20 protein-coding genes and 1 tRNA gene are annotated in these 23076 nt (G+C 68.3%); 12 read left to right on the forward strand and 9 right to left on the reverse strand.

Going from position 1 to position 23076, the window contains the following annotated elements:
* From ACJ8AT_RS17095 to ACJ8AT_RS17110, 4 genes are all read right to left on the reverse strand, one after another.
* Positions 1 to 450, reverse strand: a complete 450-nt coding sequence (locus tag ACJ8AT_RS17095) for a hypothetical protein (RefSeq protein ID WP_407738805.1) — start codon at positions 448 to 450, stop codon at positions 1 to 3.
* Between the two features lie 68 nt (positions 451 to 518).
* Complete coding sequence (locus ACJ8AT_RS17100) at positions 519 to 1523, reverse strand: RimK family alpha-L-glutamate ligase (protein WP_407738806.1); 1005 nt, start codon at positions 1521 to 1523, stop codon at positions 519 to 521.
* 62 nt (positions 1524 to 1585) lie between these two features.
* Positions 1586 to 2908 (reverse strand): adventurous gliding motility lipoprotein CglB, encoded by a 1323-nt coding sequence (gene cglB / locus ACJ8AT_RS17105; protein ID WP_407738807.1) that lies wholly within the window; start codon positions 2906 to 2908, stop codon positions 1586 to 1588.
* Positions 2909 to 3074: 166 nt separating this feature from the next.
* Positions 3075 to 3470: a hypothetical protein gene (locus ACJ8AT_RS17110; protein ID WP_407738808.1), complete on the reverse strand. Its 396-nt coding sequence runs from the start codon at positions 3468 to 3470 to the stop codon at positions 3075 to 3077.
* Between the two features lie 178 nt (positions 3471 to 3648).
* Here ACJ8AT_RS17110 and ACJ8AT_RS17115 point away from each other — a divergent pair, with 178 nt between their 5' ends.
* From ACJ8AT_RS17115 to hrpB, 4 genes are all read left to right on the forward strand, one after another.
* Positions 3649 to 4230 carry a HEAT repeat domain-containing protein gene (locus ACJ8AT_RS17115; RefSeq protein ID WP_407738809.1) on the forward strand — a complete coding sequence of 194 codons (582 nt, stop codon included), beginning with the start codon at positions 3649 to 3651 and terminating at the stop codon, positions 4228 to 4230.
* Positions 4231 to 4294: 64 nt separating this feature from the next.
* On the forward strand, positions 4295 to 4999 hold the full coding sequence (locus tag ACJ8AT_RS17120) for an HAD family hydrolase (RefSeq protein WP_407738810.1): 705 nt from the start codon (positions 4295 to 4297) through the stop codon (positions 4997 to 4999).
* A gap of 72 nt (positions 5000 to 5071) precedes the next feature.
* Complete coding sequence (locus ACJ8AT_RS17125) at positions 5072 to 6022, forward strand: hypothetical protein (protein WP_407738811.1); 951 nt, start codon at positions 5072 to 5074, stop codon at positions 6020 to 6022.
* Between the two features lie 33 nt (positions 6023 to 6055).
* Positions 6056 to 8620, forward strand: a complete 2565-nt coding sequence (hrpB, locus tag ACJ8AT_RS17130) for an ATP-dependent helicase HrpB (RefSeq protein ID WP_407738812.1) — start codon at positions 6056 to 6058, stop codon at positions 8618 to 8620.
* A gap of 3 nt (positions 8621 to 8623) precedes the next feature.
* Here hrpB and ACJ8AT_RS17135 read toward each other — a convergent pair whose 3' ends face one another.
* Complete coding sequence (locus tag ACJ8AT_RS17135) at positions 8624 to 9100, reverse strand: GNAT family N-acetyltransferase (protein ID WP_407738813.1); 477 nt, start codon at positions 9098 to 9100, stop codon at positions 8624 to 8626.
* Positions 9101 to 9179: 79 nt separating this feature from the next.
* Between ACJ8AT_RS17135 and ACJ8AT_RS17140 the strand changes: the two genes are divergently transcribed.
* From ACJ8AT_RS17140 to ACJ8AT_RS17150, 3 genes are all read left to right on the forward strand, one after another.
* Positions 9180 to 10370, forward strand: a complete 1191-nt coding sequence (locus tag ACJ8AT_RS17140; RefSeq protein WP_407738814.1) for an MFS transporter — start codon at positions 9180 to 9182, stop codon at positions 10368 to 10370.
* Between the two features lie 25 nt (positions 10371 to 10395).
* Entirely contained in the window at positions 10396 to 11421 is a 1026-nt protein-coding gene (locus ACJ8AT_RS17145; RefSeq protein WP_407738815.1) for a hypothetical protein, read from the forward strand.
* 126 nt (positions 11422 to 11547) lie between these two features.
* On the forward strand, positions 11548 to 12396 hold the full coding sequence (locus tag ACJ8AT_RS17150; RefSeq protein ID WP_407738816.1) for a hypothetical protein: 849 nt from the start codon (positions 11548 to 11550) through the stop codon (positions 12394 to 12396).
* A gap of 72 nt (positions 12397 to 12468) precedes the next feature.
* On the opposite strand, the gene fdxA is transcribed toward ACJ8AT_RS17150, so the two are convergent.
* From fdxA to ACJ8AT_RS17170, 4 genes are all read right to left on the reverse strand, one after another.
* Positions 12469 to 12807 (reverse strand): ferredoxin FdxA, encoded by a 339-nt coding sequence (gene fdxA, locus ACJ8AT_RS17155; protein ID WP_407738817.1) that lies wholly within the window; start codon positions 12805 to 12807, stop codon positions 12469 to 12471.
* Positions 12808 to 12901: 94 nt separating this feature from the next.
* Positions 12902 to 13996 carry an aspartate-semialdehyde dehydrogenase gene (gene asd / locus ACJ8AT_RS17160; protein WP_407738818.1) on the reverse strand — a complete coding sequence of 365 codons (1095 nt, stop codon included), beginning with the start codon at positions 13994 to 13996 and terminating at the stop codon, positions 12902 to 12904.
* Positions 13997 to 14026: 30 nt separating this feature from the next.
* Positions 14027 to 14401 carry a rhodanese-like domain-containing protein gene (locus ACJ8AT_RS17165; RefSeq protein WP_407738819.1) on the reverse strand — a complete coding sequence of 125 codons (375 nt, stop codon included), beginning with the start codon at positions 14399 to 14401 and terminating at the stop codon, positions 14027 to 14029.
* A 106-nt stretch (positions 14402 to 14507) separates the two neighbouring features.
* On the reverse strand, positions 14508 to 15659 hold the full coding sequence (locus ACJ8AT_RS17170) for an acyl-CoA dehydrogenase family protein (protein ID WP_407738820.1): 1152 nt from the start codon (positions 15657 to 15659) through the stop codon (positions 14508 to 14510).
* 74 nt (positions 15660 to 15733) lie between these two features.
* Between ACJ8AT_RS17170 and ACJ8AT_RS17175 the strand changes: the two genes are divergently transcribed.
* The 5 genes from ACJ8AT_RS17175 to ACJ8AT_RS17195 form a co-directional block, all read left to right on the forward strand.
* Positions 15734 to 15805, forward strand: a tRNA-Cys gene (locus ACJ8AT_RS17175).
* Between the two features lie 148 nt (positions 15806 to 15953).
* On the forward strand, positions 15954 to 18218 hold the full coding sequence (locus ACJ8AT_RS17180) for a kelch repeat-containing protein (RefSeq protein ID WP_407738821.1): 2265 nt from the start codon (positions 15954 to 15956) through the stop codon (positions 18216 to 18218).
* A gap of 174 nt (positions 18219 to 18392) precedes the next feature.
* A complete protein-coding gene (locus ACJ8AT_RS17185) occupies positions 18393 to 20132 on the forward strand; it encodes a protein kinase domain-containing protein (RefSeq protein WP_407738823.1) in 1740 nt (579 codons plus the stop codon).
* Positions 20129 to 20935 carry a tetratricopeptide repeat protein gene (locus tag ACJ8AT_RS17190; protein ID WP_407738824.1) on the forward strand — a complete coding sequence of 269 codons (807 nt, stop codon included), beginning with the start codon at positions 20129 to 20131 and terminating at the stop codon, positions 20933 to 20935. Before ACJ8AT_RS17185 ends, ACJ8AT_RS17190 begins: the two co-directional genes overlap by 4 nt.
* Before the next feature lie 110 nt (positions 20936 to 21045).
* Positions 21046 to 23076 (forward strand): type VI secretion system Vgr family protein (locus tag ACJ8AT_RS17195; protein ID WP_407738825.1); only part of this gene is annotated, 2031 nt, incomplete at its 3' end.

Genomic DNA, 23076 nt, shown 5'->3' on the forward strand with positions numbered 1-23076 from the left:
TTACTGGACCTCGACGGGAATGGAGAAGGTCTTCTGCTGGCGGGCGCAGAGCTTCTCCGTGCAGATGAAGAACGTCAGCTTCGCGTCCACCAAGCCCTTGCCGGCGGAAGCCGCCGTGAAGGGCACCTCGAAGCGCGGATCCACAAAGGTCTGGCCCTCGGCCTTCTTCGCCACCGAGTCCTCGCGCCCCAGTTGCTCCTTGGCCGGGCTGAGCTGCGTGCCCTTCACCTGTAGCTTCAGCGGCGCCTCGTCCGAGACGTGGGAGCCCGCCTTGCTCTTGATGGAGAGCACGAAGACGCCCTTCTCACCCGCCTTCACCTTCGTGGACGTGCCCTCGGTGCTCACCTCGTAGAGCGAGGTGGGATCCACCTCGTCCGCGGCGCGGGCCTGGGTCCAGGCAAGGGCCACCCACAGGGCGGCGATGGGAGCAAGACGACGCAGCTGAAGCATGGGACGTTCTCCTCGTTAGGCGGGCTACCGTATAGCCACCCTTCCGACGCACGGGGAGCCTTTTCTCTTCATCCCCTCCCGGAAGACGCTTTCCGGGCGGGCCGCCCTGCTGCCTTCCGACGCGCCGAGCCCCTCTGCGCTCCAGGCGCACTCACGGGGGCCTCCCCGCCCCCGAGTTCCTGCTGATCGACCCGGGGAGTTCCCGCGACCAGCGCCTCTGCCCGCTCGATGATGGGCGTGGCGAGGTCCATCCCCGTGGCCGCCTCCATCTCCGGGAGCGCCGGGGAGCTGTTCACCTCGAAGACCTTGGGCTGCCCCTTCACATCCAGCAGATCCACCGCGGCCACCTCGAGCCCCACCAGCCTCGCCGTCCGCTCCGCCGTTATCCGGCAGGCCTCCGTCAGCTCGATGGGCTCCAGCCGCGCCCCCTTGATGAGCGTGTGGGACAGCCGCCCCACCCTCGGCCGGCGCTCCACCGCCGCCACCGCTCGGCCGCCCACCACGAGCACCCGGACATCGTGCCCCGACTTCTGCACGTACTGCTGCACCACGAGGTTGTGCCCGAGCCCCAGCACGGCCTCCAGCGCGGCCTCCAGGGACTGCAGGCTCTCGCACACCATCACGCCGTGCTTCTCCTGGCCCTGCAGCAGCTTCACCAGCACCGGCACCCCTCCGACGAGCCCCACCATCTCCTTGAGGTCCGCCGCGTCACGCGCCATCACCGTCGAGGGAATGTCGATGCCGTTGGCCGATAGCAGCTGCAGCGAGCGCATCTTGTTGCGCGACTGCGCGATCGCCTGCGCCGTGTTCATCAGCGGCACACCGCGGATCCCGAACTGGTTCACCACCGCGAGCCCATAGCTGTTGATGGACTGCGCGATGCGCGGGAGCACCACGTCGCAGGGCGGCAGCTTCTTGCGCTTGTAGTAGAGGCTCGCGCTGCCGCCGTCCAGGTGCATGTCCACCCGGCCCGGATTCAACACGCGGACCTGGTGGCCACGAGCCCGCGCGGCCTCGGACAGGCGCCGGGTGGACGGAATAGAAGCGGAGCGCGAGAGGATCGTGATCTTCATGGGCAGGGCGGCGGCTCGACTCCTCTTAATCGCCGCCCCGCGCCGGGTAAAGCGACCTCGGACTACTTCCGTTGGACTGCACGCACCTCAAGCTTGACCGGACTCTTGTCCGTCGAGGCTCGGATCTGGTCGCACAGTGCGCCCGTGAACTGGACGCCCGCGGGCGTCACGCCCACCGGCGTGAGCTTCCAGGTGTTCGCATCGTCATGAGGCTTCAGCTCGTCGTTCACGTACACGGCGATCAGGCTGTACCGGGTGTCCGTGGTGGCCGAGGGATCAGCCACAGGCATCTGGGCCGGATCCAGCTCGAGCAGGCAGACGTCCTTGTTGCCCACCAGGTTGATGATCTCCGAGAGCGCGGTGGACAGCTCGGTCTGGTTGGCCGCCTGGTAGAAATGCCGGCCGCACCGCTTCGCCGTCACGTCGCACGTGTCACCCGCGCCGCAATCCGCCGACGTGGTGCACGCGCGGTTGCGCGCGAAGCCACCCGCATCGGCCATGGCGTTGAGGGTCGCCGTCGCCGAGCCCTCGGCGGTCTCGGCGCCGAAGCCGATGACGATGGTCTTGATGTCCTTGAGCTTGTCGTCCGCGCGCATGCTGGTGATGGAAGCGACCGAGGCATCCTGGTCCAGGCACCCCAGCTTCGCGACGGTTCCCGCGCACGAGGACAAGGTGCACTGGCACGCGGCCGGGTTCGTCTGGCCGTCGTTGGGATTGTTCGGGTTGCAGTTGGGCAAGCCGTCCGTCAGCAGGAGGATGAAGTCCTGGCGGTCCGTGCCCTGCAGAGCCGTCTGGTTCGCCATGAACCCGAGGCTCGCGGCGGTCGGAGTACCGCCCGAGGGAGAGGTCGCCCCGCTGTTCGGAATGCTCAGGATCACGTTCGAGATGTCCGAGGCAGACTTCTGGAGCCCCGCACTGTCCGCGTCGTCGACCTCCGGGATGGGAATCTTCACCACGGTCGAGGCCATGCACTGCTCCGTGGTCGTCGACCCCGTCGGCTGCGGGAAGATCGTCAACCCCATGCGGGCCAAGGCCCCATTGGAGGTCAGGAACGACGACATGGCGCCCTGGAGCGAGCTCCACCGCGTGGGGCACGTGTTCACGTTGCAGTCCGCGCCGCTGCGCGGATCACCGCAGGGGAAACCGCTGGACGTCTGACAGGCCGCCAGCGAAGGGTTCACCGGCAGCTTCATCGAACCCGAGGTGTCCAGCAACACCATCAGGTTGGGCTTGGATGACTTGGCCTTGATCACATCCCCCACGGTCGTCTGCGCGAGCGCGAGGGGCTCCACCGGCTCGAAATCGTATGTCTGGCAGGCAGACGCGAGCGCGCCTCCGACGATGCCAACGGCGAAGGCGCTCAGAAGGGTCAGCTTGGCGCGCATACAGTGCTTTCTTCCTCAGGCGGGTACCGGCACCCGCAGCTTCAAGGGTTTTTCCAACGAAAACGGTGCCGAACAGTAACTGGTCCTCTGCCACTGCGGCTACAGCGTCTCAGGCATACACCAGTGATTCAAATGAAGCTGTCAAGTTCCACCCAAGCTGACGCCCTTATAGAGCAAGCGTGCGAGCCCCCTCTGTCAGACGCCACAGCGAGGCCAGGCCCATCACCTCGTCCAGCATGTGGCCGGACAGCTCTTGCGGGACGAAGCCGCAGAGGCGCACCGTGGTGTCGCAGGCGATCAGCTTCGCGCCCAGCGCTCGGGCCTCCTCGAGCATCCGCGAGGGCGTGGGCACTCCCATCCCCTCCGCACGAGCGCTCTCGGCCCGCTCCTTCTCGCTGTGCGGCAGCCCGAAGGTGCCTCGGACGAGCTGGCGCAGCGCATCGAAGGCGAAGACGAAATACACCTCGTCGCCCATCGCCGTGGCGGTGAGGCCCATCGACGCCGCCTGGAACGCGGGCTCGTAGGTGGCGTGTTGGAGGAAGAAGAAGGTGCGTCCGGCCATGTCGCCCGTGAACATACCGGTGGCCCCGGTAGCTTCAACTATCCACTTTCAGCGATAGTCCGCAGGCCGGCCCCAGCCCGGCGGCGAGCCCAGGTATAACCCGGAGCCTCGACCGAAGGAGCCTCGCATGCCGATGTCGCCAGCCCCCCTCGGTGCCTCCCGCGCGGGCCTTGCCGCCATGAAGCGAGGGGCCGTGGTGCTCTCCGCCGTTCTCCTCTTCGGCCACGGAGGCCTGCTTCAGGCCGCGCCAGCCGAGCCTCCCTCGAAGCCCGCCTCCCCGCCCGCCCAGGAACTGCGCGCGCAGGTGCTCTCGCTGCTCGAGCAGGCCGATGCGTTTCCGCCCTACGGCACGCGCTGGCAGCCGCTGGGGCCCGCGGCGCTGGGTGTGCTCGAGGAGCTGGCCTCCAACCCGAAGGCCCCCGCTCCCCAGCGAGTCCGCGCCGTGACTTCCATGGCCGCGGTGGATCATCCGCAGGCCGCCGACTACCTCCGCACCCTCCTCGAAGACACCCATACCCAGCCTCCCCTTCGCGCCAGCGCCGCCACCGCGCTCAGCCTGCGCGCCGGCTCGGACGCCATCCCCACCCTGCTGCCCTTCCTCCAGGACCGCGACGAGCACGTGCGCGTGGCGGTGGCTCGCGCGCTCGGGCGCCTGGGCGGGGCCCAGGTTCAGCAGGCCCTCGAAGAGCGCATCCCTGACGAGGCGGACCCACTTGTCCGAGAGGCACTCCAGCAGGGCCTGACCTTCATCGAGCCCTGAATGGCTGCCGGGCGGCCCTCCGCCCCTCCTTCCAGGGCTCGCTTCGCGCACGGCCATCCGTTAGATGGTGGCCATGCGTCCGACCGTGCTCCTCTTCGACATCGACGGCACCCTCGTCACCACCGGTGGCGCCGGGCGCCGCGCCATCTCGCGCGCCTTCGAGAAGCTCCACGGCCGGCTCGACGCCTGCGATTCGTTCAGCCTGTCCGGCATGACCGACCGGGCCATCGTCCGCAAGGCCCTGGGCATCATCGGCGTAGAGGCCACCACCAAGGCCATTGATGCCATCATCGAGAGCTACCTCTCGTTGCTCGATGAAGAGGTCCAGCGCGTCGAGGCTCGGCACTACTTCGTCCATCCCGGCATGCGCGAGGCCGTGACCGAGGCGCGCTCGCGCTCGGGCGTCGCCGTGGGGCTGGGCACCGGCAATGTCCGCGCGGGCGCCCGCGTGAAGCTGGAGCGCGTGGGCATCTACGAGCAGTTCGCCTTCGGTGGCTTCGGGTGCGATCACGAGGACCGCGTGGAGCTCATCCGCCACGGGGCTCGGTGCGGCGCACAGCTTCTCGAGGCGCCCCTGGAGGAGTGCCGGGTCGTCGTCATCGGGGATACCCCCAAGGATGTCCACGCAGCCAAGGGCATTGGCGCGGTCTGCATCGGCGTGGGCACCGGCAGCTTCAGCGCCCAGGCCCTGCTGGCGTCCGGTGCCGACTTCGCCTTCCCGGATTTCACCGCGCGGGGGGCCCTCCAGGCGCTCCTGCTGGATCGCTGATCCCTCGCCCCCCTGCTCCGGAGCGGCGTCCGGGTGTGGTATCTCCCCCGCCCTCCCGAGGAGCCCCACCGCATGTCGCTGTCCACGCTGGAAGCCTACGATCTCATCCGCTTCGCCGAGTCGTTCGAGGCCCGACTCGTCACGGCCAATGACACGCTCCTGGACAAGCCGGGGCTCGAGCCCGAGAAGGAGTGGATGGACACCGCCCTCAAGCTGGTGCGCACCGGGCTGGCTCCCGCGCCCACACTGCTCGAGCGCGCCAAGGAGCTGCCCGAGATGGAGGAGGCTCGCGAGGAGTTCTCCTTCCAGCAGCAGAACCTGTGGGTGGATGCCCTGGAGAAGCTCCACGCGGGCATCACCTTCTGCGCCAGCAGCCGCTCGCCCGTCATCGAGGCGCTCTTCCCTCACCTCAAGTTCCCCCAGCTCCGCCGCGCGCCCCAGGAGGCCGTGGACGAGTTCGCCGCAGCCTACGAGCGGCGCCTCAAGTCCAGCTACGTCACCCGCATCTTCTCCCAGGATGATTTCTCCTTCGTCCGGCCCGTCGTGGATCAGGTGGCTCGTGCCTATGCCGCCTGGCAGGCGAGCCTCACTCCCGCGCCCCTCTCCGACTCCCAGGCTGCTCCGCTGCGCGCGGAGATGATCTCCGTGGGCTCGCGGTTGGATGTCGCCGTGCGCCAGGCGCGGCTGCTCGCGGAGGCCGCGCTCGTGCCCGTGCCGGGTGCTTTCGATTCCACGGGGCTGGCCGCCAAGCCCAAGCGCCGCACGGGCCGAGGGCTCCCGTTCGGCTTCGAGGAGTCGAGTGTCGAGCCCTCTGCCGAGGACGCTGGCGATGACCTGGGCGCTGAGCCTTCGGAGCTTCTCGAAGAGGCGGCTTCCGAGCCGTCCTCCGCTGTAGCTGATCCGCAGCCGGACGTGGAGGCTCCTCCGCCTGAGTCGCCTGCCGAGACCGCTCCCGCCGAGGCGAAGCCTGCCCGCCGTGGCCGCAAGAAGACCGAGTCCAAGCCTCCCCCCGAGACGGCCTGAGCGCCACGAAGCCACGCGTTAGAGAATCCGGCCATGGCTGAAGTCGCCCTCCCCATCGACCCGCTCCTTCCGGAGATCGTCTCCACGCTTCGTGGTGCGCGGTCGCTCGTGCTGGAGGCGCCTCCGGGCGCTGGCAAGACCACCCGCGTGCCTCGCGCGCTGCTGGAGGCCGGACTCGCGCAGGGCAAGGAGATCGTCGTCCTTCAGCCTCGGCGACTGCCCACCCGGCTCGCGGCTCAACGCGTGTCGGAGGAGCTCGGAGAGCGTGTCGGCGAGACCGTGGGCTACCAGGTCCGCTTCGAGGACGTTCGTGGCGCCAAGACCCGGCTGTCCTTCGTCACCGAGGGCGTCCTGGGCCGCCGCCTGCTCTCCGACCCGGAGCTGCGGGACGTGGGCATCGTCGTCCTCGACGAGTTCCATGAACGGCACCTCGCGGCGGATGTGTCGCTCGCGATGCTGCGCCGGCTCCAGGAGAGCGCTCGGCCCGATCTCAAGCTCGTCGTCATGTCCGCGACGCTGGATGCCGAGCCCATCCGCGCCTACCTCGGCGGCTGTCCCCGCCTGCGCTCCGAGGGCCGCCGCTTCGACGTCTCCATGGAGTACCTGCCCACCGCGGATGACCGGCACCTGGATGCTCAGGTGCTCTCGGCCATCAAGCGCGTCTTCTCGGCTGGGCTCGATGGGGATGTGCTCGTCTTCCTCCCGGGCGCCAGCGAGATCCGCCGCGCTCGCGATGCCTGCGCCGAGTTCGCCGAGCGTCACGGTGTGGACGTGCTCCCCCTGCACGGAGACCTGTCTCCCGCCGAGCAGGACCGCGCCGTTCGCCGCAGTTCCCGCCGGAAGATCATCCTCTCCACCAACGTGGCCGAGACCTCCGTCACCATTGATGGCGTCGCTGTGGTCATCGACAGTGGACTGGCCCGTGTGGCGTCGCATTCGCCCTGGTCCGGCCTGCCCACGCTCAAGCTGTCCAAGGTGAGCCGAGCCTCCGCCACCCAGCGCGCCGGCCGCGCCGGTCGTACCCGCTCCGGCCACTGCCTGCGCCTCTACACCCAGCACGACTTCGACGGCCGCCCCGAGCAGGACGCTCCGGAGATCCGCCGGGTGGATCTCGCGGAGACCGTGCTCGCCCTGCGCGCCTCGGGCGTCCGCGACATGGCTTCCTTCCCCTTCTTCGAGCCGCCACCCGCTGCCGCGCTCGAGGCCGCGGAGACCCTGCTGCGCCGGCTGAGCGCCGTGGACTCCGAGGGCCGCGTCACGGAGATCGGCAACCGGCTGCTGCGCTTCCCCGTCCACCCGCGTCAGGCCCGCATCATCGTGGAGGGCGAGCGCCGAGGCGTGGGCGCTGACGCAGCCGTGCTCGCCGCGCTCATGGGCGAGCGGGACATCCGTCGTGAGGCCCGCGCCAACCTGAGCGGCCCGGGACGCTCGGCTGCCGTCGTCAGTGGACCCTCGGATCTGCTGGAGCTCTTGGAGCGCTTCCGCGAGGCGGAGCGGGCGGACTTCGCCTCGGGGCGGCTCCACTCGCTCTCCCTGGAGCCCGGCGCGGTGCAGTCGGTGGACCGGGTGCAGCGACAGCTCCGCCGCGCGGTGCGAGACAAGGGCTCACGGCCCGAGCGCCCCGAGGCCCGGGAAGAGGCGCTGATGCTCAGCGCGCTCGCCGGCTACCCGGATCGCGTGGCGAAGCGGCGCAGGCCCCGAGCCCCGGAGATCCTCCTCTTCGGAGGTGGCACCGCCACGCTCTCCGAGATGAGCGTGGTACTGGACGCCGAGCTAATGATCGCCGTCGACGCCGAGGAGCGCCCCGGCAAAGGCGCCGTCGTCCGGCTGGCCAGCGCCGTGGAGCCCGAATGGCTCCTGGATCTCTACCCGGACGCCCTGGAGGAGATGGACGCCCTCCAGTGGAACTCCGAGTCTCGCCGCGTCGAGCGCATCACCCGGCTGGCCTACGGCAACCTCGTGCTGGAAGAGACCCGGACTCCCGCGCCTCCTTCCGAAGAAGCTGCTCGGGTGCTGGTGGAGGCCGCGCTCGCCGCCGGGCCGGAGCGCTTCGTCGATCCCGAGATCCTGACGCAGTGGCGCACCCGTATCTCGCTGCTCGCCGAGGCCTTCCCTCAAGCCAACTTCCCCACTGTGGACAACGCGTTCCTGCGCGACTCGCTCGCGTCCCTGTGCTCGGGGGCTCGCAGCTTCGCGGACTTGGAGGGCGTGTCCCTGATGGATGCGCTGCACGCGCGCCTCAGCTCCGAACAGGCGCGGCTGCTGTCCACCCACGCTCCCGAGCGCGTCACCCTGCCCGGCGGCCGTGGCGTCAAGGTGCACTACGAGCCCGGAAAACCGCCCTGGGTGGAGTCCCGCTTGCAGGACTTCTTCGGGATGGCCCAGGGCCCCAGCGTCTGCGCGGGCCGAGTGCCGCTGGTGCTGCACCTGCTGGCACCCAACATGCGCGCCGTCCAGGTGACCACGGATCTCGCCGGCTTCTGGGAGCGGCACTACCCCGCCATCCGTAAGGAGCTGTGCCGCAAGTACCCCCGGCACAGCTGGCCCGAGGACCCGCGCCACGCGCAGCCGCCCGCGCCGCGCCCGCCGCGACGGTGAGCCTCAGAGCTTCTTCTGCATCTCCAGGTGCTCGATGCCGCCTTCCATGAAGACGGCGCCCAGCGCCTCGTAGCCGTGCTTCTTGTAGAACTCGAGCGCGAAGAGCTGCGCGTGCAGCTTGATGCCGGTGACGCCTCGGCGCCGCGCCTCCTCCTCGAGCGCCACGAGCAGCTTGGAGCCCACGTGCGCCTTGCGGTGCGCCTGGAGCACCGCCATGCGGCCAATCTGCGCCCACGTCCCTGTCTGCCCCTCCGGAGCTTGAGGCAGCATCACCAGGCGGCCCGTGCCGATCGCGTGGCCGCCCTGGAACGCCAGCAGGTGGTAGGCCTTCGCGTCCTCGGCGTCGCGCTCGATGCCCTCGGGGACGTGCTGCTCCTCGATGAACACCACCTCGCGGATGGCCAGGGCTTGAATGAGCTCCGCCTCGTTCTGGACCGGGCTGAGGGTGACGGGCGGGGCTGGAGTCTCCGAGTCGGGCATGTCGGAGGCAAGGTACACAAATCCCCGCAGCGCAAACAGCCGGAAAAACGCGGAGCGTGATAAGGGCCTGGACCTCGCGATGACCCCTCCCCAGGTGGCCGGGCGGACACCGCTCGTTGGCTTCTACGTCCTCTATTTCGGCACGGTGGGCATCACCCAGCCCTTCCTGCCGGCCTACCTGCGCTCGCTCGCCCTCTCTACGACTGAAGTGGGCTTGCTCCTCGCGCTCTCGCCCCTGGCCTCCCTGTTCACCCCGCCGCTCTGGGGGCACCTGGCCGATCGCAGCGGCCGCCTCGGTCACGTGCTCACCCTGCTCGCCGTGGGCGCCGCCCTCTGCTTTGCTCCCCTGCTGAGCTTGGAGCGCTTCCCGGCGCTCGTGGTGGCGCTCGCTGCCTACGCCTGCTTTGCCTCCTCGATCACCCCCATGATCGACAGCCTGGCGCTCAAGCATGTGGCCCAGAAGGGTGGCAGCTATGCCCACCTGCGCCTCTTCGGCTCGCTGGGCTTCATCCTCTCCGCCACCACGTTTGGGATGGTGGTGCGGCAGGTGGATCGCTCCACCATCATCGCGGCCCTGGGGCTGCTGACCGCGCTCGCGGCCTGGAGCTTCTCGCTGCGCTCCCACACTCCTCCGGGCACAAGGCCCCACCCGCTGGCGGGCCTGGGGCTGCTGCGCGACCACAAGGATCTGCGCTGGCTGCTGGCGGCTACCTGCCTGCACTGGATGGCCTGCGCGCCCTTCAACGGGATGCTCGCCATTCATGTGCTGGCGCTCGGGCTGTCTCCTTCGGTGGTGGGCACCGCCGCGGGCGCCGGCGTGGCGGCCGAGGTGGCGGCCATGATCCTCTACCCGCGCTTCGCCGAGCGCATCGCTCCCCGGCACCTGCTCTGCCTCGCCTTCTTTCTGAGCGCGCTGCGCTGGGGGGGCATGGCGCTCGTCTCGTCTCCGGTCCCGCTGGTGGCGCTCACCCTGCTGCACTCCGTGAGCTTCGGCGTCTTCTACGTCGCCAGCGTGGCCTTCATGGCGCGCCGGGTCCCCGAGCACCTGCGCGCCTCCGGCCAGGGCCTCTTCGCCGCGATCACATTTGGCATCGGAGGCCTCATCGGGTTCTCGGCCTCCGGAGCGGGCTATTCGCTGCTTGGCGGCGGGCACGCGCTCTTCGCCGTGGCCGGAGTGGTGGAGCTCGTCGCCGCCGGGCTCGTGCTCCAGGCCTCCCCCACTCCGAGCCCCCCACCTCAGCCGGAGACCGTGCAGTCCGGGAACCCGTGATATTCTGGGGCCGATGCGACCCGTCTTGCTCGCCCTTGCTCTCGGACTGCTGTCCCTGCCGGCCTCCGCTCAGCTCTTCAACCCGAGGGCTCCCCCCTTGTTCAAAGAGGAGGAGCTGGACCGGCGCTTCGCGAAGTCGAAGATCCACCAGGCGCTGCTCACCGGGAGCAAGGATCCCAACTGCGTCCAGGTCGTCGGCGGCCTGCTGACGCTGCTGGGAGAGACGGCGCCCTACCTCCACAAGCGTGACGAGAACTTCTATCTCGATCCCGCGCTGGTCGAGGCGCTGAACGGCCAGCTGAACAACGGGCGCTTCCCGGGCTCCACCTACTTCGTGGCCATGGTGCGCAGGGTGCTGATCGATCGCAAGCTGCCCCAGGACTGGTTCGACACCGCGGCCGCGCTGGCGCCGTACTACCCGGTGATGGACCTGAGCAAGCTGCGCTTCCTGGCCGACGGGGTGAAGCCCATCGACAGCTTCCTGTTCACGCTGCCGGTGCTGCGGGAGCGCTACGAGGTGGAGGTGCTGCGAGCCAACAGCTCCGCGGCCAGCACCGCCGAGGCCGTCTTCCGCGACAGCTATGTCGACCGGGCTGTCGTCTTCGGAGGGCTCGAGTTCATTGACGCGGGGCTCGAGAAGAAAAAGAAGGTCAAGAAGAAGAAGGGCGCGCCGGTGGAGGACGAGCCCCCCGCCATGATCGCCCGGCTGGTGTGGTACCCACCGGACCCGAACAGCGGCCGTATCCAGGTGTTCGGTACGCCCGTCGAGAAGCCCAAGGGTGTGAACATCACCGCGCGGCTCGCGGAGAAGCAGTACGTGAACCTGGATCAGCTCCCCAAGGGCACGCGGATGCTCGTGCGGGGCCGGCTCTGGGAGTACAAGAAGGGCATCACGGACGTGGAGCTTCGCGACGCCATCCTGTTCGTGGACCGTGACTGGTCCGAGGGCGTCCTGCTCGCGGACCCGAATGCCACGGCGGCCTGCCCGGCGGCGTACAACGAGCTCACCGGCACGGCGCCGGTCCAGCCCGGCGGCTTCGGCCGGCACTGAGCACCGTCCACGGTTCCTGACGGACAGTCTCACGAACGGGACAACCGCCTCGGGTGCTCCGAGGCAAACCCCCTGGCATGGCGTGTGCTCTCTCCACGGCTGAACCCCAGCCGTGAGGAGCACTCCATGAAGGTCGACGATCATCCCGAGCCGGCCCGGTCCACGCCGGCCCCTGGTCAGTTCCAGCAAGTCCTCCAGCGGGCCGGAGCGCCTGCGTCCTCGCCCTACGCTCCCACCGCTCCGCGTCCCCCGGCGCCCCCAGCCCGAGCCAGGCCCCTGCCGCCGCCCCCGCCGCCTTCCCGAAGCGCCCCGCCAACGCCCAAGAGCCCCCTGCCGCTTCCGCTCGGCACTTGCCGCTCTCCCGGCGCGGCCTTCGCCAGTGGGCCGGTCCTCTCCACGTCGCGCAGCGCCCTCGCCAGTCCAGAGAATCTCGGGCTTGCCCGCCAGGCGATGCACCAGGAGTCCTCCCGCCTGGGGACCGTTCGCTCCGAGGCCCAGACGACCACTCAGGAGAAGACGGAGCACCGCCTCTCCGAGCTGATCTCCCGGGAGCTGGCGCGCGAGTTCCGAGCCGAGCCTCCACCGAGCCTCTCGTCTCGTGGCGCGCCTGGGCCTCTCGAGGCTTCACGGGAAGCGGCTCCCGCCGAGGGCCTTCCCGCAGTGGGGGAGTCGCGCCTCGCGGCTGGCGGGGCGGGCCCGGCTCCCACGGAAGCGCTGAACCCTCAGGCCAAGGTCCAGGCCACCCTGCAGCTCATCGAGAAGATCGAGTTCTTCATCCAGTCCCAGCGGCCTGCCCTGCGAATGAGCCTGGGCTATCCCCTGTCGGCCATGGTGGAGGTGGAGCGCACGGGGCCTCGCGAGGTGGCGCTGCGCATCCAGGGGCGCCATGGCCCGCTCGCGCAGGAGGACCTCGCGCGCATCCGGGATGCGCTGGGAGCCCGCGGGCTGCGGCTGAAATCCCTGCGCGCGGAGTGAGCCCCCAAACGGCAGAGGGCCCTCACGCCAGGAGGCGGAGAGCCCTCATCGCCAGCACTCTGGAGTGCCTGGCTACTTCCCGCCCGGCTTGGTGCTCAGCAGGGCGCGCTTGCCCTTCTTGTCCTTGAAGTCCTCGGCGTCGGGCAGCGCCTCCTTCTTCTCCGCGATGTTCGGCCACTTCTTGGAGAAGTCAGCGTTCAGCGCCTTGTACTCCGCCCACTCGGCGGGCAGCTCCGTCTCCGGGAAGATCGCCTTGGAGGGGCACACCGGCTCGCACGCTCCGCAGTCGATGCACTCATCCGGGTGGATGACGAGGAAGTTCTCCCCCTCGTAGAAGCAGTTGACCGGACACACCTCGACACAGTCGGTGTACTTGCACTTGATGCAAGGGTCGGCGACGACGTAAGCCATCGAAAGGTTCTCCTCAGCGCGCGGACAGATTAGCGGGCGCGCACACTAGACGGTTTCTAGCAGGGGCCGCACCTGAATTCAGGCGGCCTGCTCGTCAGCCCAGCAGGCCCTGGGCCCTCATCAGCTCCGCCACCAGGATGGCTCCCTTGGCCGCTCCCATCTTCGTGTTGTGGGAGACGAGCACGTACTTGAAGCCATTCTCCAGCACCCCATCCTCGCGGACGCGGCCCACCGTGGTGGCCATGCCGCCATGGGTGTCCCGGTCCAGCCGGGGCTGGGGACGGTAGGGATCGTCCAGCACCTCGATCCACCGTGACTGCGGCGGGGCGGACGGCAGGCCGCGAGCCACCTCGGCGCCCTTCCACTCGCGCATGGCGGCGACCACCTCGTCCACGGTGGCCTTCTTGCCCAGCGACACGAAGACGGACTCGGTGTGGCCCTCGAGCACCGCCACGCGGGTGCACGTGCAGGACACCTTCACGTCATGGCTGGAGAGGGAGGCCCCATCGGCCTGCAGCGAGCCGAGGATCTTCTTCGTCTCCACCTCCACCTTGTGCTCCTCCTTGGGGATGAAGGGGATGACGTTGTCCAGGATGTCCAGGCCAATGACTCCCGGCGAGCGGCCCGCGCCGGACATGGCCTGCATACTCGTCATCAGCACGGCCTTGACGCCGAAGCGCTCGGCCAGCGGCGCCAGCGTGACGGCCAGGCCCGTGGTGGTGCAGTTGGGGATGGGGACGATGAAGCCCTTGTAGCCGCGGCGGCGCTGCTGCTCGCGCACCAGCGGCGCGTGGGCGGCGTTCACGGGGGGGATCAGCAGCGGCACGTCCGCCTCGTAGCGGAAGGCGCTCGCGGCCGAGAACACGGGGATGTCCTTGGCCAGCCGGGGCTCGAGCTCCTTGGCCACGTCCGACTCCACCGCCGAGAAGGCGATGTCATAGTCCTTGGCATTCACCGCGTCGCCGCTGAGGACCGTCATCTTCGCCACCTCGGGCGACAGGGGCTCGGGGACGAACCAGGCCGTCATACCGTTGGCGGTGCGCAGCGCCTCGATATAGGGCTTGCCCGCCGAGCGCGGCGAGGCCGCCAGGCCGGTGAGCTGAATGAAGGGGTGATTCTGGAGGGCGGCGATGAACTGCTGGCCAGCAAGGCCGGTGGCGCCAATCAGGACGGCGCGGAGCTTCGACATGGTGCGTTATCTCCCGTGGGACGGCGCTGCTTACCACCCTTCGGCGGTTGCATGCGAGCCGTTCAAGGAGGGAGTTGGGCACAGGTGCCGTTCGGTCGGGAAGCCATCGGCCACCCAGGCCTGGATCCCCCCGTCCAAGCAGACGGCGTTGCGGCCTTGCAGGTGGAGCAGCTGGCAGAGGCGGAGCACATTCTCCCAGTCCTCCGCACAGCCGCAGAGGACGATCAGCTCATCGTCCGGGAGGATGAAGAGCTCCTGAGCGACCTCCTCGGGAGTCATCCGGAGCGAGCCGGGGATATGAAACTCGACCTGCTCCCAGTTGTCCGGGGAGCGGCAGTCGAGCACGAGGACATCGTCGTCCCCAAGCCTGAGATAGAGCTCGGCACAGGGGATACGAAGTTCCATGGAGTCCTCCACCGCGAGCCTGCCCTGAAGTACAACCCGGGGTGTGACAGGTCCCTTCCATCGAGCCCGCTTGCCTGCCCCTCGCTGAGCAAGCCCACGGCGAGCCTCACAGGCCGAGCTGCTTGGCGATGATCTCGTTCATCACCTCGCTGGTGCCGCCGCCGATGGGGCCCAGGCGGGCGTCTCGCCAGTGACGCTGGATGTCATACTCCATCATGTAGCCGGCGCCACCGTAGAGCTGGAGGCAGGCATCGGCGACGCGGCACGCGGTCTCGGTGGCCACCTTCTTGGCCATGGAGGTTTGAGCCACGGCGTACTGGCCGCCCACGTGGAGGCGCAGCGCGTGGTACGTGAGCTGACGGGCGCACTCGAGCTCGGTGAAGAGCTCGGCCACCTTGTGGCGCACCACCTGGAAGCCGTTGAGGGACTGGCCGAAGGCGCGCCGCTCCTTCACGTGCACCACCACCTTCTCCAGCATGTCCTCCATGGCCCCGAGCGCCCCGAGCGCCAGGGACAGGCGCTCCCACTGGAAGTTGCCCATGATCTGGTAGAAGCCCTGCCCCTCCTGGCCGAGCAGGTTCTCTCTGGGCACGCGACAGTCCTCGAAGAACAGCTCTGCCGTGTCCGAGGCGCGCCACCCGAGCTTCTGCAGCTTGCGCCCCACGCCGAAGCCCGGAGTGCCCTTCTCCACGATGATCATGGAGAGCCCCTTGTGGCCGGCCTGGGGATCCGTCTTCACCGCGCACACCACGAAGTCGGCGCGCACGCCGTTGGTGATGTAGATCTTCGAGCCGTTGAGCACATAGTGCTCCCCATCGCGCACGGCGGTGGTGCGCAGGCCCGCGACATCCGAGCCGGCGTCGGGCTCGGTGATGGCGAGGGCGCCGATCTTCTCTCCGCGGATGGCGGGCGCGAGGAAGCGCCGCTTCTGCTCCTCCGTGCCGAACAGGTGGAGCGGCCCGGTGGAGATGGTGAACTGGGCGGCCAGTCCCGCGGAGACGCCTCCCGAGCCGCAGCGCCCCAGTTCCTCCAGGAGCACCGCCTCGTACAGCTCCCCGGCAGCCGAGCCGCCGTACGCCTCCGGGTACTTCAGCCCGAGGAAGCCCAGCTCGCCGAAGCGCAGGTAGAGCTCCCGAGGAAACTCCTCCCGGGCCTCCCACTCCTGGGCGAAGGGGAGCAGCTCCTTCTCGACCACCGCGCGCACCGTGCGGCGGAAGGCCTCGTGCTCCTCCTGGAACAGTCCGTAACCGTGCAGCATCTGCGACCCCCTCTCCTTCGTTGCTTCCTTGACCGGCCCGAGCCGGCCTGCGTATAAGACCGTCCCCGATTCGTGGCGCCATAGCCAAGTGGTAAGGCAAGGGTCTGCAAAACCCTCATTCCCCGGTTCGAATCCGGGTGGCGCCTCAAAGCAAAGGCCCGATGCGAGCACCTGCCGCATCGGGCCTTCGTCTTTGCGGGCGCTGTGACGGCGTTCACACCGCGAAAGTAAGCTGCCTCACAGCGCCTTCGTCGCGACAAGGCTACACAGGGCTCAGCGTCCCGAAGGAGACCCATGCTCCCCTCTCGCTGCTTCTCAGTGTTGCTGGGGCTCCTCTTGATGGCCTGCGGTCCGGCCCCAGAGGAGTTTCCAGCCCCCAGGTTCGTTCAGGCGGCCAGCCTCACGACGGCCCAATGGACCTCGGCGGCGGCGATGAAGCAAGCCAGGGTGGCGCACTCGGCCACGCTGCTGCCCAATGGCAAGGTGCTCGTTGCTGGTGGCGGAGATACCACAGGCCCTATTGCCAGCACCGAGTTGTACGACCCAGCCACCAATACCTGGAGCGTCAGCCCACCTCTGACCCAGGCGCGCAGCTTCCATACCGCCACGCTGCTGCCCAATGGCAAGGTGCTCGTGGTCGGAGGCGTGGGTGCCACATCCGCTCTTGCCAGCACCGAGCTGTATGATCCGGATACCAACACCTGGAGCGTTAGCGCTCCTCTGACCCAAGCCCGCCAGTACCATACGGCCACGCTGCTGCCCAATGGCAAGGTGCTCGTGGTCGGTGGCGCCGATCAGACCAACAACCGTCTTGCCAGCACCGAGCTGTACGACCCGGCCGGCAACACCTGGAGCAGCACTGCCCCTCTGGCCCAAGCCCGCCAACACCATACGGCCACGCTGCTTCCCAATGGCAAGGTGCTCGTAGCCGGTGGCGGAGGTGACACGGACCGTCTTGCCAGCACCGAATTGTATGACCCGGCCCGCAATACCTGGAGCAGCGCCGCTGCTCTGGCCCAAGGCCGCACCGGCGCTATGGCCACGCTGCTGCCCAATGGCAAGCTGCTCGTTGTAGGGGGCGCAGGTGCCTCCACTCTTCTTACCAGCACCGAGCTGTATGATCCGGATGCCAACACCTGGAGCGTTAGCGCTCCTCTGACCCAAGCCCGCCAGTACCATACGGCCACGCTGCTTCCCAACGGCAAGGTGCTCGTAGTCGGGGGCGCCGATCAGACCAACCGTCTTGCCAGCACTGAGCTGTACGACCCGGGTACCAACACCTGGAGATTCACCGCCCCTCTCGCCGAGGCCCGCCAACACCATACGGCGACGCTGCTTCCCAATGGGAGAATGCTTGTTGCCGGCGGCTTCAGCAGCATCCCCGCTACCAGCACCGAGGTGGCCGGTCCGTACACGACCATCAGCGCAGGCCCGGCCCAGTCTGACAACCAGACCACGGCCAGCTTCACCTTCACCAGCGAGAGCGGCGCCAGCTTCGAGTGCAGCCTGGATGGGGCGCCCTTCAGCGCCTGCACTTCGCCCCAGGCCTATTCCGGCCTCGCCGAGGGCCTGCACACCTTCCAGGTCCAGGCTCGCGATGCAGCGGGGAACCTGGACCCGGCTCCCACTCAATACTCCTGGCGCATCGACCTGACGGCCCCGGAGACGGACCTCATCGCGGCCCCCCTGAGCATCACGAACCGGACCATGGCTGCCTTCGCCTTCAACTCCAATGAGCCAGGCGGCAGTTTCGAGTGCAGCGTAGATGCGGCTCCCTTCAATCCCTGCACCTCGCCCCAGGTCTATCCCAGCCTCGCCGAGGGCTCGCACACCTTCCAGGTCCGGGGGCGCGATTCGGCGGGCAACCTGGGCCAGAAATTGGCCAGCCACGCCTGGTCTATCTCCCGAGCGGCCCCGCAAACGAACATCATCGCAGCCCCCCTGCCCTTCACCTACCAGACCACGGCCGTCTTCTTCTTCGACTCCAGCGAGCCGGGCAGCAGCTTCGAGTGCAGCCTGGATCAAGCGCCCTTCAGTCCGTGCACCTCTCCCCAGAGTTATTCCTCTCTCTCCGAAGGCGAGCACTCCTTCCGTGTGCAGGTTCGTACCGCGGAGAGCAGCCTGGACTGGGCAAACTACACCTGGAAAATCCTCACGGTGGATGAAGATCCCCCTCCCCCCCCCACGATCCAAGACCCCACCCCGGGCAAGGAACTCTTCTCGGCGAGTCCTGTCTTCTCCGGTACGGCGGAGCCCTACTCCACCGTGACCCTCATCATCGATGGCGCGGAAGCCGGCGAGGCGCAGGTGAATGACCAAGGCGACTGGAGAGCCAACCCCTCCTCTCCGCTGACGTGGGGAGCGCACCACGCCTCGGCCACAGCCACGGATGAGGCAGGCAACACCAGCTCCCTCAGCTCCGAAGTGTCCTTCTCGACTTCGCGGCGTGGCTATTATGGCATGGCTTGCTCTGCGAGCTCCTCCACAGGGCTGGCCTCATGGCTTTGGACCCTGGTGCTGCTCGGCTACCTGCGGCGACGCTCACGTTCAGCGACCTGAAGCGATGAGAGGCCCCAGAGGCACCGCCCCTCGGCCTTCGGGAACCACCCCTTGTGATATGACTCACGGGAGCAAAGCTCCTCACGCATGAGTGCTCCTCCCCCTCGATCATGCAGCACCTGCGGTCACCCCCTACCGCCGGGAGCGCTCACATGCCCTCGTGATGGAACGGCCGTGCCAGTCTTGGAGCCCGAGCAGCATACTCAAACGGTTCAGCCCGCCACCCCGGGTGCTGCCCAGGCCACGCCCGCGGGCACCGCCGAGCCAGCGCTCTCCTCCAAGACAGACGCGCAGCCGGATCCGATGCTGGGCCAGCAGCTCGGCGAGTATGTGGTGCGCCGGTACATCGGCAGCGGTGGCATGGGGGTCGTCTACGAGGGTGAGCACATCACCATTGGCCGCAAGGTGGCCATCAAGTTCATCCGCGAAGAGAGGACCACGGGCCCCCACGCTCGTGGCCTGCTGAGCGAGGCCCGCGCGGCCAGCGCCATCCGCCACCACGGCATCATCGACATCCATGGGTTCGGCCAGCAGCCAGGCGTTGGCCAGTACCTCGTCATGGAGTACCTCGAGGGCCGCCCGCTCAACGAGGTCATCCAGGAGCGCGCGCCGCTGACCCTCACCGAGACCTTCGCGCTGCTGTGCGAGGTGCTCGATGCGCTCTCGGCCGCGCACGCCATGGGCGTCATCCATCGGGATCTCAAGCCGAGCAACATCTTCGTCGCCCGGCAGTCCAACGGGGCCGAGTACATCAAGGTGCTCGACTTCGGGCTCGCCAAGCGCAGCGCCACTCCCGAGGGCACCACGCCACAGACGTACTCGGACGTCATCGTCGGCACGCCCCAGTACATGGCTCCCGAGCAGGCCCTCTGCGAGGAGGTGGGGCCGCAGACGGACCTGTACGCGGTGGGCGTCATCGCCTTCGAGCTGCTCACCGGGCGGCGGCCCTTCCTGGGCCGCTCGCACATGGAGATCGTCGCCCATCACCTGAAGACGCCGGCGCCCGCGCCTTCCTCGCTCGTGAAGGTGCCCGCCGAGGTGGATGCGCTCGTCCTCCGGTTGCTCGCGAAGGAGCCCAAGCAGCGTCCCGCCTCGGCCAGCGAGGTGGCGCGCGAGCTCAGAGCCCTGCTCCAGCCGCAGGAAGGCCCCAGCCTGTCCTCGATGGCGGGGACCTCCCGCTCCATCCCCGTGATCAAGCCTCCGTCGGGCTCCGCTCCCGCTCAGGCGCCCACGGCGACCGTGTCACCGCCTCCCAGGCCAAAGGCGGAGGCACCTCCCCAGCCCGCCCTGCGGGGCTCGCGCTGGAAGTGGGGCGCGGTGGCGGGGGGCCTGCTCGTGCTGGTAACTGGGACGGGCCTGCTCATGAGCCGCGTCCCCGCGAGCCCGGCTCCAGACGTCCAGGGGTCCTCTCCCATCGTGGCCTCTCCGGCTCCCGTCCCACCGCCCGTGACGCAACCCACGGCGGACACGCCCAGCCCCTTGGCGGCGATCACCTCGCCCCTGCCCACACAGCCGGCCCCTACTCCCGCTCCCCTTCCCACGGCGGCCGCCAGACGCACGGCGCCCATACCGCCGCCCGCCAAGAAGAAGGCCCCCGTCCCCCAGCAGTCTGCCACCGCTCCCCTCGCATCCCGCGAGCCTCCCGCCGCATCCCCCGAGCCGGCTCCGCAGCGAACGGGCACCGGCACCCTTCACATCGTGGTGAAGGGAGCCTGGGCGGATGTCTGGGTGGATGGGCAGCGGCTCGGGCGCGTCCCGCCCCTGCACAGCTACACGCTGACCGCGGGCTCGCATGAGCTCGAGCTGCGCAACCCAGCCTTCTCGCCTTACCGACGGACACTCGACATTCCTCCCGGCGGCACCCTGGCGCACACAGCGGAGTTCGGTTCTCCCACTGAGCCTTCCTCGCCATGATCTTCCATCCTCGGATGTTCCTGCTGGCGCTCCTCCTGCTCGTGTCCGGCCCCGCCTGGGCGCAAAAGACAGAGGTCCAGCTGTACGAAGATGGCGACTATGAGGCGGCGGTCCAGCTCTGCCAGCAGGAGCTGGCCGATGCCCAGCGCTCCTCCGCGCAGCAGGCGCAGACACTCGTTTATCTGGCCGCCTCGCTGCACGCCCAGGGACAGGTGGAGGAGGCCCGGAAGCAACTGGAGATCCTCGCGCGCGAGCACCCCGAGCAACAGGTGGATCCCGTGCGCTTCCCACCCGAGCTGGTGGAACTCGCCAAGGTCATCCACCAGCGGGCCGAAGCCGAGAAGGAATTCGCGGTGCGAGAGGCGCAGCTCCAGCGGGAGCGAGAGGAAGCGCTTCGGCGTACTCCGCCCACCGTCCCCCTCTACATGCGGCCAGAAGCGCTCGGCCTCTTCGAAGCCGTGGATCGCCAATGGACCCTGGGAGGGGGTGTCGCCTTCCGGCGGGAGTCGCTGGAAGGCAGCCTGCGCGCACTGATCGGCAATCCGCCGGCGTTCCACCTCCAGGGTGGCTTCGTGCCAGGCCACGGAGCCTGGAGACCGTTCCTGGGGCTGCGAGCCAGCCTGGTGCCCGGGCTCAAGAGCTACGGCGCGGGGCCCGTCGTGGGTGCTCGAATCGCGTTACCGGGCAGCTGGGTGGGGTTGGTGGACCTGGGCGGCGATTACTTCTTCGCGGGCCGGGACGATCGCTATCGCTTCGCCGTGACGGCCCAGGCGGGGCTCGGCTTCGACCTCCGCCTGCAGTGAGCGGAGCCTTCGTCTTTCCGCTCGAAGCCGGCCGCGCGTACGCCTGAGGTGGTACAGCCCTGGCCTGCTACTCGGCTTACCTTGCCTGCCCTCAAGCAAGGGAGAGTCGAATGGCCCGAACGAATGCGCCGGCGTTCTCACTCCAGGTGGGGCCGCACGCGGCGTCATCCCTCGTCGTGACCCGCTTCTCGGGCACGGAGTCGCTGTCGCGGCTGTACGACTTTCACGTCGAGTTCTTCGAGAAGGATGGGCAGTTGCTGGAGCTAGCGGAGCTGCCCGGCACGCAGGCACTGCTCACCGTGCAGATCGACGAGGCCCCCGTGCGTCACGTGCACGGGCTGGTGCGGCAGACGGAGTTGCTGGGGCGGATCGGCGGCCGCTGGCGCTACCGGGTGCAGGTGGTGCCGAAGCTGGAGCGGCTCTGCCAGATGCGCAAGAGCCGCATCTTCCAGGAGCAGGCGGTGCCGGACATCGTCAAGAAGGTGCTCGGGGAGGCGGGAGTGGAGCACCGCTTCACGCTCAGCGGCTCCTACGCGCCGCGCGAGTACTGCGTGCAATACCGCGAGTCGGACTTCGACTTCATCTCGCGGCTGCTCGAGTCGGAGGGCATCTTCTATTTCTTCGAGCATGCCGAGGGCAGCCACACGCTGGTGCTGGGAGATGGGGAGAACGCGCACAAGGATCTGCCGGGCGAGGCGAAGCTGCCGCTCAGGGAGGCAGACCAGCGGACCTACGACGAGGAGTTCATCTCCCGGATGGAGCGCGTGCACCGGCTGCGGCCGGGAGCGGTGATGCTGCGCGACTATGACTTCGAGAAGCCGGCGCTGGACCTCTCGACGACAGGCAAGAGCGCGGACGGAGTGGCCGCCCTGGAGCTGTACGACTACCCAGGCGAGTACGTGGCACCAGGAGTGGGCACGGCGCTGGCGAAAGTCCGGATGGAGGCGAAGGCGCAGGGGGCGCAGACGCATCTAGGCCAGAGCGTGTGCCCACGGCTGAGCCCTGGGTACCTCTTCGAAGCGGATCATCCCGGGGACGGAACGTTCAGCGGTCAGTACCTGGTGGAAGAGGTGATGCACTCCGGCCAGCAACCCGACACGCACGGGGGAGCCGAGAGCCTCGGAGGCATGTACCACAACGACTTCCAATGCCTGCCCAAAGGAGTGCCCTTCCGCCCCCCAAGGCTGACACCCCAGCCACACATCCCTGGATTGCAGACAGCGACGGTGACAGGGCCTGGAGGGGAAGAGATCCACACGGATCAGCACGGAAGAATCAAGGTGCAGTTCCACTGGGATCGAGAGGGAAAGCGGGACGACAGGTCCTCCTGCTACGTGCGCGTCGGTCAGTCGTGGGGTGGTCTCGCCTGGGGAGCGCTGTTCCTGCCACGCATTGGCCAGGAGGTGTTGGTGCGCTTCCTGGAGGGCAACCCCGACCGGCCGTTGATCGCGGGCGCCGTGTACAACGGCGAGAACCCGACGCCCTACGGGCTGCCAGGAGATCGGACGAAGAGCACGGTCAAGAGCGCCTCGAGCCTGGGCAGCAACGGCTTCAACGAGGCGCGCATCGAGGACAAAGCGGGCCAGGAAGAGATCTTCGCCCACGCGCAGAAGGACGAGGATCTGCTCACGGAGAACGACAAGGACCAGGAGGTACGGGGCTACGAGGACCTCCTGGTCAAGAAGGACCGCAAGCGCACGGTGGAGGGCAATCAGCAGCTTGAGGTGTCACTCGATGACGCCAGCCTCGTGGAGGGCAACCAAACCCTTCATGTGAAAGGCAACCGCACCACCACGACGCATGGCAGTCACTCTGAATCCGTGGAGGGCAACCAGAGCATCACCGTGGCCAGGAATGTCACTACCACCCTCTTTCAGACAGCCTCGGAGACAGTGGGAGCCGCCAAGGCTCTCACCATTGGCGCCGGTTATTCCATCAATGTGGCCCTGGCACACACTGAGTCCACAGGTGGAACCAAAGCCATACAAGTGGGCGGAATGTGGCTCACAAGCACTGAAGGCAGCCGCCAAGAATCCATCGCTGCGGACAGTTCCATGCGGGTAGGGGGCAATTGCTGGGAGGAGGTAGAAGGGACAGCCTCAATCACAACGAACAAGGACATCTCGATCAACGTCGGCACC

The sequence above is a fragment of the Hyalangium sp. genome (assembly GCF_045802625.1).
Lineage (GTDB): Bacteria > Myxococcota > Myxococcia > Myxococcales > Myxococcaceae > Hyalangium.

What these genes read in the sequence shown, in the direction of transcription:
- ACJ8AT_RS17115 (WP_407738809.1), top strand. Translation starts at nt 3,649, where the DNA reads ATGAAGCGAGGGGCCGTGGTGCTCTCCGCCGTTCTCCTCTTCGGCCAC.
- ACJ8AT_RS17095 (WP_407738805.1), bottom strand. Translation starts at nt 450, where the DNA reads ATGCTTCAGCTGCGTCGTCTTGCTCCCATCGCCGCCCTGTGGGTGGCC.
- ACJ8AT_RS17150 (WP_407738816.1), top strand. Translation starts at nt 11,548, where the DNA reads ATGAAGGTCGACGATCATCCCGAGCCGGCCCGGTCCACGCCGGCCCCT.
- ACJ8AT_RS17190 (WP_407738824.1), top strand. Translation starts at nt 20,129, where the DNA reads ATGATCTTCCATCCTCGGATGTTCCTGCTGGCGCTCCTCCTGCTCGTG.
- ACJ8AT_RS17135 (WP_407738813.1), bottom strand. Translation starts at nt 9,100, where the DNA reads ATGCCCGACTCGGAGACTCCAGCCCCGCCCGTCACCCTCAGCCCGGTC.
- hrpB (WP_407738812.1), top strand. Translation starts at nt 6,056, where the DNA reads ATGGCTGAAGTCGCCCTCCCCATCGACCCGCTCCTTCCGGAGATCGTC.
- ACJ8AT_RS17110 (WP_407738808.1), bottom strand. Translation starts at nt 3,470, where the DNA reads ATGGCCGGACGCACCTTCTTCTTCCTCCAACACGCCACCTACGAGCCC.
- cglB (WP_407738807.1), bottom strand. Translation starts at nt 2,908, where the DNA reads ATGCGCGCCAAGCTGACCCTTCTGAGCGCCTTCGCCGTTGGCATCGTC.
- asd (WP_407738818.1), bottom strand. Translation starts at nt 13,996, where the DNA reads ATGTCGAAGCTCCGCGCCGTCCTGATTGGCGCCACCGGCCTTGCTGGC.
- ACJ8AT_RS17180 (WP_407738821.1), top strand. Translation starts at nt 15,954, where the DNA reads ATGCTCCCCTCTCGCTGCTTCTCAGTGTTGCTGGGGCTCCTCTTGATG.
- fdxA (WP_407738817.1), bottom strand. Translation starts at nt 12,807, where the DNA reads ATGGCTTACGTCGTCGCCGACCCTTGCATCAAGTGCAAGTACACCGAC.
- ACJ8AT_RS17100 (WP_407738806.1), bottom strand. Translation starts at nt 1,523, where the DNA reads ATGAAGATCACGATCCTCTCGCGCTCCGCTTCTATTCCGTCCACCCGG.
- ACJ8AT_RS17170 (WP_407738820.1), bottom strand. Translation starts at nt 15,659, where the DNA reads ATGCTGCACGGTTACGGACTGTTCCAGGAGGAGCACGAGGCCTTCCGC.
- ACJ8AT_RS17125 (WP_407738811.1), top strand. Translation starts at nt 5,072, where the DNA reads ATGTCGCTGTCCACGCTGGAAGCCTACGATCTCATCCGCTTCGCCGAG.
- ACJ8AT_RS17140 (WP_407738814.1), top strand. Translation starts at nt 9,180, where the DNA reads ATGACCCCTCCCCAGGTGGCCGGGCGGACACCGCTCGTTGGCTTCTAC.
- ACJ8AT_RS17165 (WP_407738819.1), bottom strand. Translation starts at nt 14,401, where the DNA reads ATGGAACTTCGTATCCCCTGTGCCGAGCTCTATCTCAGGCTTGGGGAC.
- ACJ8AT_RS17120 (WP_407738810.1), top strand. Translation starts at nt 4,295, where the DNA reads ATGGTGGCCATGCGTCCGACCGTGCTCCTCTTCGACATCGACGGCACC.